Source organism: Rhizohabitans arisaemae (assembly GCF_025996515.1).
GTDB lineage: Bacteria > Actinomycetota > Actinomycetes > Streptosporangiales > Streptosporangiaceae > Rhizohabitans > Rhizohabitans arisaemae.
In genome coordinates, this window is sequence record NZ_BLRH01000029.1 from 162,993 (window position 1) to 180,938 (window position 17,946).

General features: G+C 68.9%; 14 protein-coding genes. 2 read left to right on the plus strand and 12 right to left on the minus strand.

The features are described from left to right. Positions 1–324: 324 nt before the first annotated feature. Positions 325–846 carry a SigE family RNA polymerase sigma factor gene (locus RUR_RS12255; RefSeq protein ID WP_283135117.1) on the plus strand — a complete coding sequence of 174 codons (522 nt, stop codon included), beginning with the start codon at positions 325–327 and terminating at the stop codon, positions 844–846. Next, positions 843–2,081 carry a hypothetical protein gene (locus RUR_RS12260; RefSeq protein ID WP_283135118.1) on the plus strand — a complete coding sequence of 413 codons (1,239 nt, stop codon included), beginning with the start codon at positions 843–845 and terminating at the stop codon, positions 2,079–2,081. Before RUR_RS12255 ends, RUR_RS12260 begins: the two co-directional genes overlap by 4 nt. A gap of 80 nt (positions 2,082–2,161) precedes the next feature. Here the strand turns inward: RUR_RS12260 and RUR_RS12265 are convergent, their stop codons facing one another. From RUR_RS12265 to RUR_RS12320, 12 genes are all read right to left on the minus strand, one after another. Beyond that, positions 2,162–4,978, minus strand: a complete 2,817-nt coding sequence (locus RUR_RS12265) for an AfsR/SARP family transcriptional regulator (RefSeq protein ID WP_283135119.1) — start codon at positions 4,976–4,978, stop codon at positions 2,162–2,164. A gap of 279 nt (positions 4,979–5,257) precedes the next feature. Further along, positions 5,258–7,399, minus strand: coding sequence for a peptidase domain-containing ABC transporter (locus RUR_RS12270; RefSeq protein WP_283135120.1), 2,142 nt, complete (start codon positions 7,397–7,399; stop codon positions 5,258–5,260). 58 nt (positions 7,400–7,457) lie between these two features. Further along, entirely contained in the window at positions 7,458–7,847 is a 390-nt protein-coding gene (locus RUR_RS12275; RefSeq protein WP_283135121.1) for a hypothetical protein, read from the minus strand. A gap of 257 nt (positions 7,848–8,104) precedes the next feature. After that, positions 8,105–9,100 carry a TIGR04500 family putative peptide maturation system protein gene (locus RUR_RS12280; RefSeq protein ID WP_283135122.1) on the minus strand — a complete coding sequence of 332 codons (996 nt, stop codon included), beginning with the start codon at positions 9,098–9,100 and terminating at the stop codon, positions 8,105–8,107. After that, a complete protein-coding gene (locus tag RUR_RS12285) occupies positions 9,097–10,089 on the minus strand; it encodes an MvdC/MvdD family ATP grasp protein (protein ID WP_283135123.1) in 993 nt (330 codons plus the stop codon). The genes RUR_RS12280 and RUR_RS12285 overlap by 4 nt, the downstream gene beginning before the upstream one ends. Before the next feature lie 44 nt (positions 10,090–10,133). After that, positions 10,134–10,298 carry a hypothetical protein gene (locus tag RUR_RS12290; protein WP_283135124.1) on the minus strand — a complete coding sequence of 55 codons (165 nt, stop codon included), beginning with the start codon at positions 10,296–10,298 and terminating at the stop codon, positions 10,134–10,136. Positions 10,299–10,380: 82 nt separating this feature from the next. Continuing rightward, a complete protein-coding gene (locus RUR_RS12295) occupies positions 10,381–10,545 on the minus strand; it encodes a hypothetical protein (protein WP_283135125.1) in 165 nt (54 codons plus the stop codon). A gap of 90 nt (positions 10,546–10,635) precedes the next feature. Continuing rightward, complete coding sequence (locus RUR_RS12300) at positions 10,636–10,788, minus strand: hypothetical protein (RefSeq protein WP_283135126.1); 153 nt, start codon at positions 10,786–10,788, stop codon at positions 10,636–10,638. Between the two features lie 367 nt (positions 10,789–11,155). Continuing rightward, positions 11,156–12,880, minus strand: a complete 1,725-nt coding sequence (gene tsrT, locus RUR_RS12305; RefSeq protein WP_283135127.1) for a tryptophan 2-C-methyltransferase — start codon at positions 12,878–12,880, stop codon at positions 11,156–11,158. Between the two features lie 841 nt (positions 12,881–13,721). Beyond that, positions 13,722–15,185, minus strand: a complete 1,464-nt coding sequence (locus RUR_RS12310; RefSeq protein ID WP_283135128.1) for an N-acetylmuramoyl-L-alanine amidase — start codon at positions 15,183–15,185, stop codon at positions 13,722–13,724. A 48-nt stretch (positions 15,186–15,233) separates the two neighbouring features. Beyond that, positions 15,234–16,262, minus strand: a complete 1,029-nt coding sequence (locus RUR_RS12315) for a M23 family metallopeptidase (RefSeq protein WP_283135129.1) — start codon at positions 16,260–16,262, stop codon at positions 15,234–15,236. Positions 16,263–16,943: 681 nt separating this feature from the next. Beyond that, positions 16,944–17,792, minus strand: a complete 849-nt coding sequence (locus tag RUR_RS12320; RefSeq protein ID WP_283135130.1) for a PaaX family transcriptional regulator C-terminal domain-containing protein — start codon at positions 17,790–17,792, stop codon at positions 16,944–16,946. Between the last annotated feature and the right edge of the window lie 154 nt (positions 17,793–17,946).

Here is a 17,946-nt window from a genome sequence, read left to right on the forward strand (position 1 = left end):
CATGACTGCTTTGTTGGCGTGCGCTGGGAGTGCCAGGGATAACCCGGTGGCGAGTGTCACTGCTGCCAGCCATCGCGGAATAGTCATAGGCGATCAGCGTAGTGACCACACTTAAACTTGAAAATGTTTCTATTTCAAGTTTTAGCGGGATGCATCGACCAGGGACATGTCGGTCGTCGGGCTGAAGATTGTGAATCCATCGAGCCGCGGCGCGTTCTCTTCGATGCGGTCGTTCCGGTCACGCGGAAAGGTCGGAGCGGGAAGCCGCCATAGCGGTCCGGTGCCCCGAGCGTCTTCAGGGGCAACCGAATTGTGGAGGTGATCGTGGACGCCGCAGCAGAGCGACGTTTCCGCGACTTCGTGGCGGCGCGCTCCCCCGCATTGATGCGCCTGGCCTTCCTGCTGAGCGGTGGTGATCAGCACGCGGCGGAGGATCTGCTCCAGATCGCGCTGGCCAAGACGGTCGCCCGGTGGCACGCCGTGGATGAGCCGGAGGCCTATGTGCGCCGGGTCCTGTACCGCCAGCAGATTTCCCTGTGGCGCCGGGCCACGCGCAGACGCGAGATCGCGGTGGCGGAGCCACCGGAGGGGGTGGCCCAGGACGCCACACAGGCGATCCACATGAAGATCGTTGTACGACATGCGCTGGCCAGGCTCACCCCGCGCCAGCGGGCGGTGCTGGTCTTGCGCTATTTCGAGGACCTCCCCGAAGCGGAGGTCGCGGCGGTTCTGGGCTGCTCGGTGGGGACCGTGCGCAGCACCGCCCATCGGTCACTGGCCAAGCTCAGGGTCCTCGTGCCCGAGCTGGCCGAGCCGTACACCATGCTCGGGGAGGCGATGGCATGACGATCGACGAAATCGTGAAGGAGACGCTTGGCCGCTGGGCGGACGAGGCACGAGTCCCCGGCGGGCTTGCGGACCGGGCGCTCGCCCGGCGCAGGCGCGGCCGGGTCAGGACGTTCGCGGTGATCGCGGGGGCCACCGCAGCCGTCGTGGCCGCCGCCGTCGTCGTCGCCCCGGCGGTGCTTCCCCGCAGGGGCGACGACACCAGGATCGCCTTGGCCGGCAACTCGCTGATCGTCGACGGCCCCGCCGTCGCGCTCCCGCAGTCCGGGGAGCTGTCGGCCGACTCGGACGCCGCACCGCCCACCAAGCTGGTGGCGACGCCTGAAGCGGCCATGTACGCCTACTACGTCTGGGACTACGAGCAGCTTCCGGACAAGCGGCAGCGCTACCGCCAGACCTGGTACCTCTACAACCCGGCCACGGCGACCTACGAGAAGACCCCGTGGGCGGTGGTCGACGTCGCCGACGGCGGGTACGTCGCGGTGCTGGAGGAGCAGCACGCCCGCAGGGTCGGTGTGCTGGGTCCCGATCGGCAGGTGAAGTGGGTCGACCTGCCGCACCCCGCGTCCTCGGTGAAGTGGTCTCCGGACGGCGGGAAGCTGCTGCTGACCAGCTACAGCGCGAACCCGCACGGCCAACTGGAAATGTCGGGGACGGTGGTCGTGCACCGATCGCCCGCCACCCGGACCGGCTTCTCGGTGGTCGACGTGAAGAGCGGCCAAGTGAGTTTCCGTCCGCTGACGTCCGTGGACGGTGACCTAGGCGCCAACCTCTGGCTGTACTGGAGTCAGGACGGCAGCCTGATCTGGGAGACCCAGAGCACGCCTCCGTCGACCAAGCGGTTTTACGACCTCGAGGGCAGGCCCCGGCCGGCCCCGCCGCACGTGGCCGAGACGTACCAGGAGGCGGGGCTGTCGCCGAGCGGCCGATCACTGATGGTCGACAGCCCTGACCAGAGTGCGATCGTGGCGGTGAAGGACGTGGCCTCGGGCACGACCACCCCGCTCCGTCCGCTTGCGGGCCACTGGATCGAGCAGAGCGTCGCCTGGTCGGGTGAGGACAAGGTGATTGTCTGGGCCTGCGAACTCGAGGGCACGAACAACTGCCGGGTCAGTGAGTTCCGCAACCGCCTGCTGCTGGTGGACGCCGACGGCGGGCAGGCGGTGCCGCTCACCGGTTACATGGCGAACAGCCAGGAGCCCGGCGCGTGGGTTCCGCTCTTCGCCCGCCGCTGAGACACCGCGCCATGGCATAGGGTCGGCCCGCCCCGGACCGGGGAAACCGGAAGGGGGCGGGCCGACGCCGAACGGTTCGGTCAGTGCTGGCACCCGCAGATCGACGTGGTCAGGCGCCGGGCCATCGCGGTCACGTCGTCCCGGCTCAGGGAGGCGCCCACGGCGACCGCCTCCGTGTAGGTCTCCTCCGGCAGGGCGGAGCGTACCGAGAACGTGTTGCGCGGGCCGTCCAGCGGGTCCATGGCCTCGGGGGAGTAGCCGACCCGGCCGCCGATGGCCTCCACCGCGCCGAGCAGCATCGCGCCCTGCGTCGCCTGTCCCGCCATGCCGAGCGCGCCGGCCAGCACGTGCACGCCCGCGAGCCAGCTGGTCACGTCCAGTCCCCGGTCAAGCAGGATGATCATGTGTGCGGCCTGGCGGATCGCCTGGTTCGCGTCTCCCAGGTCCATGGACACCTTGGCGGCGATCCACCACGCCGAGACGGACGCCCACTCGTGCCCGCACAGATCGGCGATGGTGGCGGCCCGCATCAGCTGTTCGGACGCGAGCCGGAAGTCCCCGTTCGCCCTGGTGATCTGCCCGCGGATCATCATCGCCTCCGCCTCGATCCACGGCAGGCCGACGGAGGGGGCCAGCTGTGTCGCTTCGCGGATCAGCTCCTGGGCGCCTTCGGGGTCACCCGCGAGCTGCTGGAAGTAGGCCCGGTACGGGAGGGCCCGGGCGATGACCTCGATCTCACCGGAGCGTTCGGCCGTCGTCGAGGCCAGGTTGGCGTCCTCGTTGCCGCCGAGCGCGTCCCCCACGAGGTAGCGCAGCATCGCCCGGCCCACCAGGACCTGCCCACGCTCGGGGTGCTCGGCGTCGGCGGAGCCGAGCGCCCGGTTCGCCCACCCGATGCCTTCGTGTCCCTGGCCGGTGCGATACCAGTACCAGGACAGCGACGCGATGAGGCGGAGTGCGGAGTCGACGTCGCCGGTCGACATGGCGTGGCTCAGCGCCGAGCGCATGTTGGCCTGTTCCTGCTGAAGCCGGCGCATCCAGATGTCGGCGTCGAACGATCGCATCCGGCGGCCGGCGGTGTCGGCCAGTGAGATCGCCCAGGCGAGGTGCCGGTCCGCCCAGCGGGGCCGCTCTTCCACGGTAAGCAGACGGTGCGCGTACTGTTTGATCGTTTCCAGGAGGCGGTAGCGGCGCGGGGTGTCCGCGGTCTCGGTGGTGACCAGCGATTTGGCGATCAGCGCCCGCAGGTTCGGGAGGACTTTGGGCCGGTCGCTCAGCCACTGGGCCGCCTCCAGGTCGAAGCCTCCTTCGAACAGGGCGAGGCCGCCCAGGAGCTTCAGCTCGTCCTCGCTGAGGAGGCGGACGCTTGACTCGATCACCGCTTCCAGGTTGCGGTGCCGCGCCGGCGCCGTACGGGATCCCGAGGACAGCAGGTCGAAGCGGTCGTCGAGGCCTTCGTGGATCTGCTCCAGGGACAGGATCCGCGTCTGGGCGGCGGCCAGTTCGATGGCGAGCGGAAGCCCGTCGAGGCTCCGGCAGATTTCGGCGATGAGCTCGCGTTCCGCGCGGCGGGGCCGCCATCCGGGCCGCAGGGAAACGGCTCGTTCGACGAACAGCTCGACGCCGGCGCCGTCCGGGTCCAGCGGCGGGAGTTCCCAGGTGACCTCTCCCGCGATCGCGAGGGCTTCCCGGCTGGTGGCGAGCAGCCGCAGGCCGGGGCAGCGCGTCACCAGCTCTTCGGCGTGGGCGGCGATCTCGTCCACGAGGTGCTCGCAGTTGTCCAGGACGAGGAGGATCTCGCGGTCGCCGATCGCGGCGGTCAGCTCGGCGGTGCTCTTGGCGAACGAGGCGCCTATGGTCGTACCGACGAGGTCGGGGAGGAGGGCGGGGTCGGTCAGGTCCGCGAGGAGTACGGCCCACGGGCCTTCGGCCACGGTGTACCCTCTGGCCGCCTCGAACGCGGTGCGCGTCTTGCCGGAACCGCCGGGGCCGGTGATCGTCACGATCCGGTGGGATGCCAGGAGGCCTTTGACCCCCGCCACGTCGTCGTCGCGGCCGATCAGTCTGGTCACCGGGGCCGGGATCGACGAGACCTGCGCACTCTTCGACGGGGCGGCGGGAGCGGGCCGGGGGACGACGGCCTGAACGCTTGTGCGCGGAGCGGCCCCGTCCAGTTCCGGATCCTGGTTGAGAACCGCGGTCTCCATGGCTCGCAGTCCGGGACCCGGGTCGACGCCCAGTTCTTCCAGCAGGTGTTCGCGGGCCGTGCGCAGCGCCGCCAGGGCGCCGCCTTGCCGCCCGCTCCGGTAGAGGGCGAGCGCGAGGAGCTCCCAGGCGCGCTCGGAGAGGGGGTGCTCGCGGACCAGCCCCTCCAGGTCGCTGAGGACCGAGGCGTCCACCCCCAGGGCGAGCCGGGCCGCCGCGTGGTCCTGGCGGGCGTCGAGGCGGGCGCTTTCCAGCCGGGCGATCTCGGCCGCCGCCACCTCACTGTCCTGCAGGTCGGCGTAGGCGGGTCCGCGCCAGAGGGCGAGCGCGGCCGACAGATGCTCCGCCGCCACCAGCGGTTCCTCTTTGAGCAGGCGGGAGCCGCGTTTGGCGAGTTCGGTGAAGCGCTCGGAGTCCACCGTCTCCGGCCGTACCCGCAGCGTGTAGCCGGGCCCTTGCCGGTCCACGATTCCGTGCGCGGTGCGGGGGGCGCGGTCCGGCTCAAGCGTTCGGCGCAGCCTGGTGACGTAGGAATGAAGGGTGCCGACCGCGGATTCGGGGGAACGCCCGTCCCAGATGGCCTCCACGATCCGATCGACGGTGACGACTCTGCCCTGTGCGATGAGCAGGGTCGCGAGCAGCGCTTTGATCCTCGTCCCCCCGAGGTCGAGGTCGACGCCCTCCCGCGTCACGGTTAGCGGTCCAAGAACGGAAAAGTGAAGCTCGGCCCCCCTGGCATCCACAGCTGGCCTGTCCCTTCAGTCACGACCCTGCAAGGGTACGCAGGATAATCCCGGATTAGAACATCCGAAATTGTGACTGACACCGTATTTTTATGACCTTTCAGTTTGCTTACTGCTTGGTGTCTCCTCAGGTCAGCTGCGGTGGAGGGGGTACGGGACGCCGCGGCGCCCGGCCTGAGCCGCCGCCGGCCGTACCGGCTCAGAGGTTGGACGCGGTCGCACGGCGGGTCAGCGGGAGGCCGCCTGGGCGGCGACCAGCGCGGCGTACTTGCCGCCCTCGGCCATGAGCCGATCGTGGGTGCCGCTCTGCACGATCCGCCCGGCGTCCAGCACCAGGATCAGATCGGCGTCCCTGATCGTGCTCAGCCGATGGGCGATCACGATTCTGGTCTGCGAAAGCCAGCACAGATTGGATTCGATCGCCGCTTCGGTGACGCTGTCCAGGTTGCTGGTGGCCTCGTCGAGCAGGAGCACCTTCGGCTGGGACAGGACGGCGCGGGCCAGGGCCAGCCGCTGACGCTGACCGCCGGAGAGACCGCCGCCGTCGGTGAGCATGGTCTCGTACCCCATCGGCATCGCCATCACCTCGTCGTGCAAGGCGGCGAGGACGGACGCGTCCACGATGCGCTCCAGCGTGGCGTCGGGGTCGTTGAACGCGATGTTCTCCCGGATCGAGCCGTTGAACAGGGAAGGGTCCTGGGTGACCACCCCGAACTGGCGGCGGAGCGTGCGCAGGTTCAACTCCGGCAGCGGGACGCCGTCGTAGCGGATCTCGCCCTCCGTCGGGGTGTGCAGCGCCAGCAGCAGCTTGGCCAGCGTGCTCTTGCCCGAGCCCGAAGCCCCCACCAGGGCGACCTTCTGCCCCGGCCGGATGGAGACCGAGACGTCGCGCACCGTCCAGGGCGCCCGCGGATCGTGGCGGAAACCGACCCGGTCGAGGTCGATGGCGCCACGCAGCCGCAGCACCTCGATGCCCTGGCCCGGTTCGGGGTCGGAGGCCAGGATGTCGGAGAGCCGGTCGAAGTGCGCACCCGCCTGCTGCAAGCTCTGCAGGCTGCTCATCAGCGAACTCAGCGGGGTCAGCGCGGCCAGCGCGACGGCGTTGAGCGCGATCAGCGTGCCCACGGTGAGCTGGCCCTCCAGCACCCGCCAGGTGCCGAGCCAGAGCAGTCCGAGCGGGGTGACCACCCGGATCGCGGACAGTGCCGCCTCCAGGACGCCGTGGGTGAGCCCGCCGCGGACGTCCGCGTTGAGCTGCCTGGAGAAGTGGGCCGACCACTGATCCACCGCACGTTCCTCGGCGCCGGACGCCTTCAACGTCTCGATTCCGCTGATCGTCTGGATGAGGCTGCCCTGTGAGGCGGACAGGGCGGTCAGCTCCTGCCGGGCCAGGAGGTTGACCCGGCGGGCGGTGACCAGCAGCAGGAGTGACTGGAGCGCCACCACGCCGGTCAGGGCCAGCCCGAACACCGGATCCCGGAAGTAGACCAGCACCAGGTAGCCGATGGCGAGGGGCCCGTCCAGCAGCGCCGTGACGATCTGACCGGTGAGGATGTCCCGAAGGGCCGACACGCTGGTGGCCCTGGTCACCAGGTCGCCGGTGCCGCGCTGGGAGAAGTACCGGTAGGGCAGGGCCACCAGGTGGCCGACCACCCCCTCGGTGAGCTCCTGGTCGGCGCGGGCCCGTACCGCCACCAGCAGGGCGGCCCGCAGGTAGCCGATGACGAACTGCGCCACCCCGGCCAGCAGCACGGCCACGCCCAGCAGCGGCAGCAGGTCCACGGCGCGTTCCGGGACGATCGTGTCGATGAGCAGTTCGGCGAAGAACGGCAGGGCCAGCCCCAGCAGCTGCAGCAGGAGCGAGGCCGTGACGATCTGTGCGAAGAGGCCGCGGCGGCGCCGCACCAGGGTGTGCAGGAACTCCCGCCGCCAGGTGCTCGCCGCCGAGGACGAGCCGCGCTGGAACCCCTCGCTCGGCTCGAAGGCCAGCAGGACGCCGGTAAACCCCGCGCTGAACTCCGCCGCGGTCAGCTGCCGGCGCCCCTGACCGGGGTCGACCACGGTCACCCGGTCCGGCGACCGGCGTTCGACCACCACGAAATGGCGGAACTCCCAGTGGACTATCGCCGGGAGCGGCACGCGAGCCAGATCCTCGGGAGCCAGGGAGAACGCCCGGGCCTTCAGGCCGTGCTCACGGGCACCCTCCAGGATGGCCCGTGCGGTCAGCCCGTCCCTGCCCACACCCAGCCGCTCCGACACCGCGTGCACGGTGGTGCGCTGCCCGTGGTGGCCGAGGACCATGGCCAGGCACGCGGCGCCGCACTCGGTGACCGTGTTCTGCAGGATGACGGGGACACGGCGGCGTCTCACCGGGCGGCCTCCGGCACGGGTACGGCCGAGACGGCCGGCGGGACGAGGACGGCGTCTCTCATCGGCGCAGGTCCAGAAGGAGTACGGCCAGGATGGCGCCGGACGCCACCAGTGCGGCCACCACGATCCACAGCAGCAGGAACGACGGACCGCTGATCATGAGCGGCATGCGGGTCGCGGCACGGGATCCGGCCGCGTGGCGGATCGCCTCCTCGCGGAAGAGACCTCCGGCCGGGCGCGCCACGGGGGAGGGGGCGGCAGGGGCCGCCTGCGGAGCGGGGCCGGCGGGCACGACCCGGTGGCCGGGATCGGCCGGGGCGAACCGGGGAGGACCCGGTGGGGAGGTCTGGGGAGCGGGACCGGAAGGTGCGGCCTGGGCGTCGACCGGATGGCTCGCCCGGAACCGGGCCGGAGCCTGCATGGGATGGGTGCGGTCGTGGTCGGTCATGGAACGGAACCTCAAAACGCTGGACGGGACAGTGGGATGGCCGGGTACCGTCCGTGGACGCCCCGATCGGGGGCTCCCCCACCGGCGGCGGCGGAGGATCGGCATCGGAGGTTGGGGAGAGAATGCCGATCTCCGGCCGCCGCCGGTCCCCGTGGCGGCGGCGGAGAATCGGCTGTTAAGGGGGAGAACGCCGATCTCCTGCCGCCGCCGGTGCCGCGCCTCGTCGCCGAGGCGTCATCGACGACGAGGCGCGGTGCTTAGAGCCAGAACCACCTGATGCGCGCCTTGGCCCGCCGGTCCGCCAGGTAGGCGGTGAAGGCGGCCCGCCCCGCCGCGGCCAGCGCGACGGCGTCGGGCCGGGCCGGGCGACGTCGCCGTACGGCACCGAAGAGGAACGTGTCCCGGTACGGCACGGGGCCGACCGCCGAGCCCTCGGCGGCGTTTCGCAGCGGCTCGGGCAGTTCGGCCGCCATCCGGTCGGCCACCTGGACGGTGAGTTCACCGGAGAGGTCCGCGACCGCCGCGGCCACCGCCGAGAAGGGGTCGTCCTGGCCGGCCAGCTCGGCGAGACCGGACTCGGGGCCGAGCACCCACACGGCCGACACCTGGTCGAACTCCCGGATGTGATCGTCGAAGTAGGTTCGGGCCGACTCGCGCTCGACGCGGTCCCGGAACCGGTTGGCCCTGGCCACGGAGTACAGGTGGTTCTGGTACGCCTCGGGGGTCAGGTTGACCTCTTCCAGCCACCGGGACATGGCGGCTCGGCTGTACAGGCCGCGCCGGCGGCGGTAGTCGTCGGAGGCCCGCTGCAGCTCCTCCGGGGAAGGTTCCGGCTCGCCTGCGGTCTCGAGCTGGAAGATGCAGTGGTCGATGAGGTCGTCGTGGACGGTGCGGTCACGCTCGGCGTGGGCCCGCAGGGTGAGCAGCGCCGTCTGGACGGAGATCTCCTCGTCGTCCACACTGAGCACCTTGCTCGCCGCCCAGTGCGTCGAGTGGTCGATCGTCCACGGGACGCCGTCCTCGACGGACGCGGTGATCGCGACGGTGCCGCCGTCCGGATGGTCGACGAGCAGGTCGTAGTCGACCGTCGTGGTGCCCGGGCGGATGTCCGGGACGAGCTGGGCGCGGGATTCGGGGTGGGCGGCGCGCCAGGCGGCGACGGCCCGCTTCGCGTCCGGTACGCCTGTACGGTCGCGCGGCAGCCCGCGGAGCAGGTCCACCGCCGCGGCGAGGGTCTCCGGGTAGCCGGTCACGCGGGCACCCCCTGTACTGCCGGGCGCTCGTCGGCGGCCAAGCGCTCGGCGATCGCCTCGGAGATGGGCAGGCCGGTGACCTCCTCCACCCATCCCCACTGACCGTTGGGATTGAGTTCCAGGTACACGTACTCGCCTTCCGGGGTGAGGATCATGTCGATACAGCCGAAGTCCAACCCCAGGGACCTGACCAGCTCCACGCAGCGCCGCTCCAGATCCTTCGGCAGGTCGTAAACGCCGTACTCGGTGAAGGTGCCTTCGTAGTGCCGGAAGTCGTCGAGGGTGGCCCGTGATCCCTGAGAGTGGATCTCCGCGGTGAAGACCTGGTCGCCGACGACGTTGATCCGCAGCTCCACGGCCTTGTCGACCCTGGGCTGGAGGATCACGGGTGCGTGGACGAGTCGGTGACGACTGGTGAGGTGGCGCCGGGTGACCGCCGTGGTGTAGAAGGCGTTCCCGAACCCGTCGAAGTTGTAGGGGAGGGCCTCAACCTCCTTGGCCATGAGCCGGCCGCCCGCCTCGGACCACGCCACGGCCAGGCCCTCGGGGTCGTTGGTGACGGTGGTGTCGGGAACGGTGAAGCCGAGCTTGGCCGCGGCGGCAAGGTTGACCAGCTTGCTCTGGGTACGGATGAGTACGCCGAGCCGTGCCGGGAACCAGCGGGTTTCGAAGGTGTCCTCCCAGCCGTCGAGGAAGATCCGTCCGATCCTCTCCACATACCGCCGATAGCCGGGGTCCATGGTGTCCGACGCCGCGCGCGGATCGCGAGGACGCCGTATCCATACAGCGCTGACATCCGCTGAGTCGATCTCCGCGTCCGCCGTCACCAGGGTGTGCCGCCACGCTCCGCCGACCAGCCGGGACGTCATCCGGGCGGAGACGGGGAAGTCGCCGGGATCCCAGCGATAGACCTCGATACCGCGTTCGAGGAGCTTACGGAGGACGAGGTCGACCGATCGGTCGTCCTCGCTGCTGAGTATCAGGATCACCAGATTTCCTCAAGTGGTAGGGCGGAGCCGCCCCGGATCGGTTGCTAGCTGACGTCCCTGCAGCTGTCCGGCTGACCGTTGTTGATCGAGGTGCAGTACTTTCCGGTCGCGGGCTCCATCCCCGGACGGCCGCCGATGACGGTATCGAGGGCGTCGTCGGTGAGCTCGAAAGCCGCAGCGTCGTCGAGGTCGTCGATGCGAATGGTCATTTTCTTGATTCCTGTCTCGCGTCGTTGTCGGGGGGCCGGCTTGGGATGGGATGGCACCGCGAGACGGTGCCACCCCACGTGATCAGCCCTGCCAGTCCCGGCAGTTGTCCGACTGGCCGTTGGTGGCGGCGCACACGATCATGCTCGGGCCCAGCATGCCATCACGACCGCCGATGACGGTGTCCAAGGCGTCGTCGGTGAGCTCGACAGCCGCAGAGGCGTCGAGGTCGTCGATACGAACGGTCATTGGTTCACGTTCCTTTGTGGTATGGGTTTCGCGCGGGCCGGTCCTCGCCGGACTGACTCGCGGTGAAATCGGCGACTTGACGGAGACGTATCAGATGCCGGAAATCACGGGGTCGTAGCATCCGGGCGGGCCGCCGAGCGGGGTCTTCGGCTGCTGAGGCTCGCGGCCGCCGATCACAACGTCCAGGTTGTCGTCGGTGAGCTCTACGGCGCTGTCGCTGAGGTCGTCGATGCGAATAGTCATTCTTTCGAACTCCTTTTTTCTGCGGATTTCTCGCGCAAAGGAAATTCTCGACGACCGGACTTGCGGTGAACTTGGCCCTTGCTTGGGGCCACTTGAAGTCACTTGAAAGCGATTGCCACGGCGCATTGTCCAGGTCAGGTGGTTGGCCTGGAAATCGATTGCCGCGCAGGCGGTGACAACTTCCGATTATGGTTGAGGATACGTCCGTCATGACGATTGTCAATGATTGCTGTTTCCCCGACCGTAATTCCCTCGCCGATTCGGCGCCAAATAGGGATGTTTTTGCGGACCATGGATGCCGCAGTCAGCTGGTTCGGCGCGCCCCCGAATGAACGGGCGGGACCGGGTACGGACCCGCCCGCGGTGCTCAGTTCGGTGGGAAGGCGCTGGTGCTGGTGCCGCTCATGATGGCTTCCCGGTCTCGCCAATGCGCCCAGAACGCCCCGGTGTAGCCCTTCCGCTTGAGGCTGGTGAGGAAGGGGTTGTCGGCGTAGTTGTTGTCGTTCTCGCTGCTTCCGTCGATCGTCGGGAGCATGACCCGGTAGTACTCGGATTTGGGGATACGGTCCCAGAGGAAGTCGACGGAGGCGCGCCAGATTCCGTTCGGACTGTTCACGGTCGCCGGGTCCTCGGGGAGATCCGGCGAGAAATAACAGACCAGCCGGAAATCCCCCGACTCATCGAACATGAACTGCCGTTCGTACTCGACCGGGCCGCTGCATTGGGCCATCGGCTTCAAGACGATCGGGTCGACGGCGTTGTTGGACTGGAGTCCGGGGACCGTACGGACTCCGTCGCATTCCCGGGCCAGCCGGATCGCCAGGTCGGTGTAGGGGAACAGGCGCAGGCCCAGGCTGAAGCCGGTGACCGTGGCGTCCAGCTCCATCAGGGTGTCCACGCACGCGCGCATGGTCTCCTGGGTCTCGCCGGGCATCCCCAGGAGGGCTTCGACCATGGTGAGCATGCCGTACCGGTGGCTCAGCTCCACCAGGCGCACCGTGTCCGCGAAGTCGTAGTACTTCGTGCCCTTCTTGGTGACCTTCCATCCGTCGAGCATCTCGGGGCGCACATGGTCCGTGCCGACGTTCACCCCCGCGCATCCCGCCCCCGCCAGGAGCTCCGCGAACTCCTCGTCGAACGGGGACGGCTGACAGTAGATCCAGAGCCGGAGGCGGTGCAGCGAGGTGGAGACGTCGCGGTCCTTACGCCGGACGATCTCCCGGAGGAGCTCCTTGGTGTGCGCGATCGCCAGGTTGAACTCGCTGTCCGTCGTGTGCAGGTCGTGGATCCCCTGGTCGGTCAGGGACTCCATCTCGTCCACCACGGAGGCGATGCTCCGCCGGGTGAGCCGGGTGCCCTTGGCGTCCGGCTCCACGCACTGCGTGCACCGGTAGACGCAGCCGTTCTTGGTGAGGATGCTGCCCAGGCCGCCCATCCGGTAGTACGCGAGGTTGTCGACCCGGTACGGCACGCCCGATCGCCGGGTGTAGGGGCGTTCGGCGTCCACCTGCCAGGCCCGGCTCTCGTTGTGGCCGGTGGGAAAAGGCAGGGCGGCGGCACCGTCGGAGGGGCGCGCGCCCAGCGCGGGCGGCGGCACCCGTACCACCTGCCCGGAGCCCCGGTTGACGAGGAGCCCGGGGATGCCGTCGGCGGAACAGCCTGCGTGCAGGGCCTCCGCCAGGTCGCAGACGATGTTCTCCCCGGGTCCTTTCACCCCGAAGTCGACGCCGAGGTAGTCGACGAGGGCGAAGGGCATCGTGGAGAACCCGACGCCTCCGGCGACGACGGGGGAGTCGGTCAGTCCGCGGATCTCATCGATGATCGACTTGTACAGGTTGACGAAGGGGCGCTGTTCGAAGGCGTACACGGTGTCGGTGTTGCGGCAGGTGACGCCGACCAGGAGCGGTCGGTTGCCGTGGAAGTAGGCGCGCAGCACCTGCCGCCAGTCGTCCAGGTGAAACGTCAGATCCAGCACGTGCGGTTCGAAGCCGGCGGCCTCAAGCGCGGTGGACAGCACGTCCAATGCGTAGGGGGCGATGGGAGGGTGTACCTGGTTGGGGTTGACCAGCACAACAACGCCTTTGCATTGCATAGCTCTCCTTCATCATTGGTCAGACGTCCGGCGCGGTGGTGTGGCGCAGAGCTGGGGAAACCTCCGATGCGTGGGTAGGCGCCCCGATTCGGGGAGAATCGGCAGGGGCAGGGTGGCTGCCGGAGCCACCGTCGAAGCCGGACGGCACAGAGCGAGGTTGAGAAACGCCCGACGGTGATCGGGCGCCGGGAACCATGACGCCGCCTCGACATCCCAGGGGTGGATGAGGCCATGGGTCGAGGCGTCGCGTGACAGGTGCCCTGGCGTGCGAGCACGGTGGTGCCGTGCACTCCCGGTCCGGTGGCGAAGGTAGGGCGATCGCCGACCTGTTCACCACCTCTCCCATCGCGTTTCGCGCGATGGTCGCGTTAGATACGGCTGTCAAAAACCCGGAACAGCCCGACAGAGTACCGCTTCACCGGTAACTTTGCGGATGAACGGTTGATCTTTGACATATCCCTGTCGAAGGCGAACAAAACCTGGGTTCCGGTCCCGGATGATCGTGCTTTTTCTCGTCGCCGAGCTCAAGGTGAGAGGGGCCTGACCTGAGCCGAGCGGTACGGGCACACGGCGCCGTCCACCACGGTGGAGAGGGTGAAACGGTCCACCGGGTCCGGCGGACGGGAACGCGATCCCAGTCAAGGGCGGTGGGGCCATCCGCATCGCGAATCAGGGTCCGCGGATGTCCGCGACCCCGACGGCGGATTGTCAAGACCGTTTGAAGACCGACGGCCGGGTACGGCGCAAAGGCCGGGGACCGCGACGGTTTCGCTGACCGGCGAAGGGAGCGGGACAGCGTGCCGGGTGGCACGGCGCACGCCGTACCACCCGGGGTTTTGCGTTATTGGCAGTGTTCGAAGGGGCTGTTGTAGGCCGACGAGCCGGCCTTGCCACCCCACTTCACGCACTTGCCGGCGGCGATCGCCCGTACCGGGCCGGCGAAGTACTCGAAGTTGCCCGAGTCGGTGACTCGCTTCTTGCCCTTGACTTCCAAGTAGGCGCTGACAGCGGTGGCCTTGCCCAGCGAGGTCTTCTTGACGGTGGCCACACAGTTGTTGCGGTTGGCCGAGTTGTACAGCAGGTAGACCGTGCCCGCCGTGCCCAGCGCGGCCTGGTCGATCACCCGGTAGCCGCTGCCGCAGACCGACTGCGGGGTGTGCGGGTTGGTGCCACCGCCCCCGCCACCGCCGCCACCGGCGTTGACGTACTGCATGTACCGGTTCCAGTCCCAGTGCTGACCGGGGTCGGTGTGGGTGGCACCCGGGACCGCGTGGTGCCCCACGATGGTCGTGCGGTTCTTGGGGATGTTGTACCGGCCGGCGATGTTGCGGACCAGCGCGGCGGAGGCCCGGTACATCGAGTCGGTGAACCAGGAGGGGTTGCTCACGTACCCCTCGTGCTCGATGCCGATCGAGCGGTTGTTGAAGGAACCGGCGTGGAAGGCCCGGTTCTTCTCCTTGACCATCTGGGTGACGTCACCGTCGGAGGAACGGATGACGTAGTGCGCCGAGGTGGGGTTGGGACGGGGACCGTTCTGGAACCAGGAGATCGCCCCGGCGTAGGAGCCCTGGGTCACGTGGATGACGATCCGGTCGATCGCCGCGCTGGTCGGGCGGTTGGCGACGGCGTAGTTGCTCGGGTGGGCGGGCACCCAGCGAGCCGACGGGTAGTCCACGGAGCCGGCCGCGGCCGTGGCGCTCCGGTTCAGGTCCCGGGCCGAGGCGTAGGCACCGCGGTCGGGCCGGACGGACTGCGGCGGCACGGTGACGGTCTCGCCGTCGGGCGTCTGGGCGGTGACACCCTGCGCCAGCAGGTCGTACACCGTGTCGGCGTAGAGCCTGGCCACCTCCGGCGAGGCGGCGTTGCCGTACTTGGCCAGCGCCCGATACCACCGTCCCAGGTCCTTGCGGGCCGTCGCGTCCAGGCCGAGATCGTCGGCGTAGGCGCGCAGGACGGCCGCGCCGCCGGTGATGTTGGCGGCGTCGTCGGTCTTCAGCGCCGCGACCGGCTGGTTCGTCAGCGTGGCCGCACGCTCCAGCGTCTGGGTGGTGGGGTTGCTGACCAGGTGCATCACCCCGTAGCCGCCGCTCGCGCTGGGCTCGCCGCCATGGCCGTCGAGGCGGGTCTCGGCGTAGGCGAGCGTGACCAGCAGATCACGCGGAACCTCATAGGCGCCGGCGGCGCGGGTGAACGCCTCGGTCATGGTCTCCGGGGCGACCGCGACGGCCGAGGGGCCGGTCACCAGGGCGGAGAGGAGGAGCGAACCGGCCGCCAGTGCGGCCGATACGCGGAGTCGAGCCTTCACAGATTGTCCTTGAGGGATGGGGGGATCGATCGAAGAATCCGGCACACGTCAGCCGCAGTGCTCGAACGGGCTGTTGTAGACGGCCGTGCCCGCCTTGCCGCCCCACTTGACGCACTTGCCGGGAGCGGCCGCACGGACCGGTCCGGCGAAGTAGGTGAAGTTGCCGTTGTCGGTGACGCGTGGCTTGCCCTTGACTTCCAGGTACGCGCCGACGGCGGTGGCCTTGCCGAGCGAGTTCTTCTTGATCGTGGTGACGCAGTTGTTGCGGTTGGCGGAGTTGTACATCAGGTAGACCGTGCCGCCGGCGCCCAGGGCGGCCGAGTCGACCACCCGGTAGCCGTTGCCGCAGACCGACTGCGGGGTGTGCGGGTTGGCGCCACCGCCGCCACCCCCGCCGCCGCTGCAGGCGTTCTTCGAGGTCACGGTCTGAATCGGGTACCCGAAGGTGACCCCGTTGAAGACGGCCTTGCGGATGTTGCCGGGGTAGCCCGCGCCCTGCCGCACCTCGAAGTGCAGGTGGGGCGAGATGTTGTTGCCGGGCCTGCTGGTCTTGCCGACCGTGCCGACCTTCTGGCCCTGCGCGACGGTGTCGCCGGCACTGACCGAGCGCACGTTCAGGTGGGCGTAGAACGTCGTCCAGCCACCGCCGTGGTCGATCTTGACCAGGTTGCCGAAGCCGTTCTGCGAGCCCTGGTGGGAGGAGATGACCACCTTGCCCGCGGCGGCGGCGACCACCGTGTCACCGAGGTCGGCGGAGGCCGTGTTACCCCGGTTGAAGTCGAGTTCGTAGCCCCGGTGGGCGCTGCTCCCGCTGTTGTTGCCGGCCCAGGCCTGGCCGCAGGGGAAGGGCAGCTGGAAACCCGGGGACGACCTGAACGTGGAGTAGCTTTCGGTTGATGCGACCTCGTTCGGCGGGTCGTTCTCGTGCCCGGGGGCGCTCGGCGTGGCCGAAGGCGGCGGGGACGGCGTCGTCGAGGGCGACGGCGTGGCCGGGTTGGCGGCCGCGGCGGTCGCGCCGGTGAGCAGCAGGCCGGGCAACGCCATGCAGCCGGCGACCACCATCAGCTTCAGTCTCATGTCGATCCTTTCCAAAGGCCGACAGGTATACGCACCCGCCGGCGATCAAGATCCGGGTCGGTGTGGATGGCGCGAAGGCGACCACCCGGTGACCCGGTCACCCGCCTGATGCGCGGCGCGCATGAGGCGGCGGAACCCGTCACGGTCGTCCGACCGATCAAGGCATGGGGCTCCTGGGGCTGAAGTGGTGGTCAGCTTGCCACGTGATCGACGAACGTGTGTTGAAGTTTCACAATTTGTCGAAATATTTTGTGACAACTGTATTGACAGCACGTCGTATGGACGGAGTTACCAATCGAGCGTTTGGGCAAGTGAAATCGGTCCACGTAGCGGCGCCGTCTGTCATTGAAATCACGGTGCGCATCCGAAAAACTTCGGCACGCATATCAGGGAGATATGGGCAGTTTGTTGATGTATGGCAGTTTTGGAGTTGTTGGGGCGTGTCCGTGCTCCCCGGCTTTGAGCCGCCCCGGCGGTCCCGGATCGCGTACTCCGGTGAGCCCGCGTGCCGCCGTACAGCACGGAAATCGGTGGCGCCCGGCTGGTCCCTCTATGCGGCGGAGCGCGAAACGGACCGCTGGGCGGGTTTCGCGATGCCCTCGGGCGCAGGTGATCGTCCGGTACGGCCGAGTGCGGCGACAGGCGTCGGGCACGGCGTTTTTGGTCAGGATGCTTCAACGATCACATGTGGGCCAGTCTCCCGTAATGGCGGAACAGGCGGATGCCGCCCTTGTCGGCATCGGCTTGTTCCGCCAACAGTGACCAGCAGCGTGCGAACAACTCGCGGGCGTGGGTTCCGGGCCAGGGCTGGGGAAGCAACTCCGGCGGCACCAGCGGGTCGGGTTCCATCGCGCGGGCGAACTCGGCGGCCAGTTCCACCGCGATGGTCAACCGCATCGCCTCGGTGAGCCGGGTGTCGCGCAGCCGGTCGAGCCGGGCCTGGGCGACCGCGGCGAGCCGGTGGTGGCGCTCGGCGATCTCGGTCAGCGGCCACAGGGTCCGGGCCAAAACGACAGGGTCGTCCTGCTCACCGCGACGTAGATCACGGGTTGTCAGAAAGGTCACGTAGTTGAGGACGTCGAGCCGACGGGCGTGCTCCTCGACGTACGGTTCCCACGGGTTGGCATTGACATACAGGCCGCCGTGGACAGGCGCCCCGCCGAGAGCGATGATCGCGGCACGCAGGCCGTCGCGGCCGGTCCTGGAGCTCTCCGGCACGGCGAAGCCGATCAGATGCCACACGCCGTCCCAGGGGGCCAGGCCGGCGTCCTGCCGGTAGGCATAGACGACGAACTCGACGTTAAGCCCCAGCGACCGCTCGGTGTGGCCGGTGGCACGCAGGGTTGCCTTGCGCCCACGCCCCTCTTGGACGAAACGCCCCTCCGCCACCAGCCGTTTGACACACAGGCGCACCTGCTGGTCGGTCATGCCCAGCAGCTCGCCGATCGTGTACAGCTCACCGGCGTCGACCGTGAGGTCGGCGCGGACCAGCGCTTCGACGAGCATTCGGGTAGGGACGTGCACGTCCATGCCGCAGCCTCCATCTGTGGACTCACCTGTCGGAGAAAGATTGCGATCGTATGGCCCGATGACAGCCGCCACCGCACTTGGCAAGATACGGTGACGTCGGTCTTACAGGGTGTCGGCAGTACCGCCAGGCATGTGGCGGCGATGCCCTTGAAGC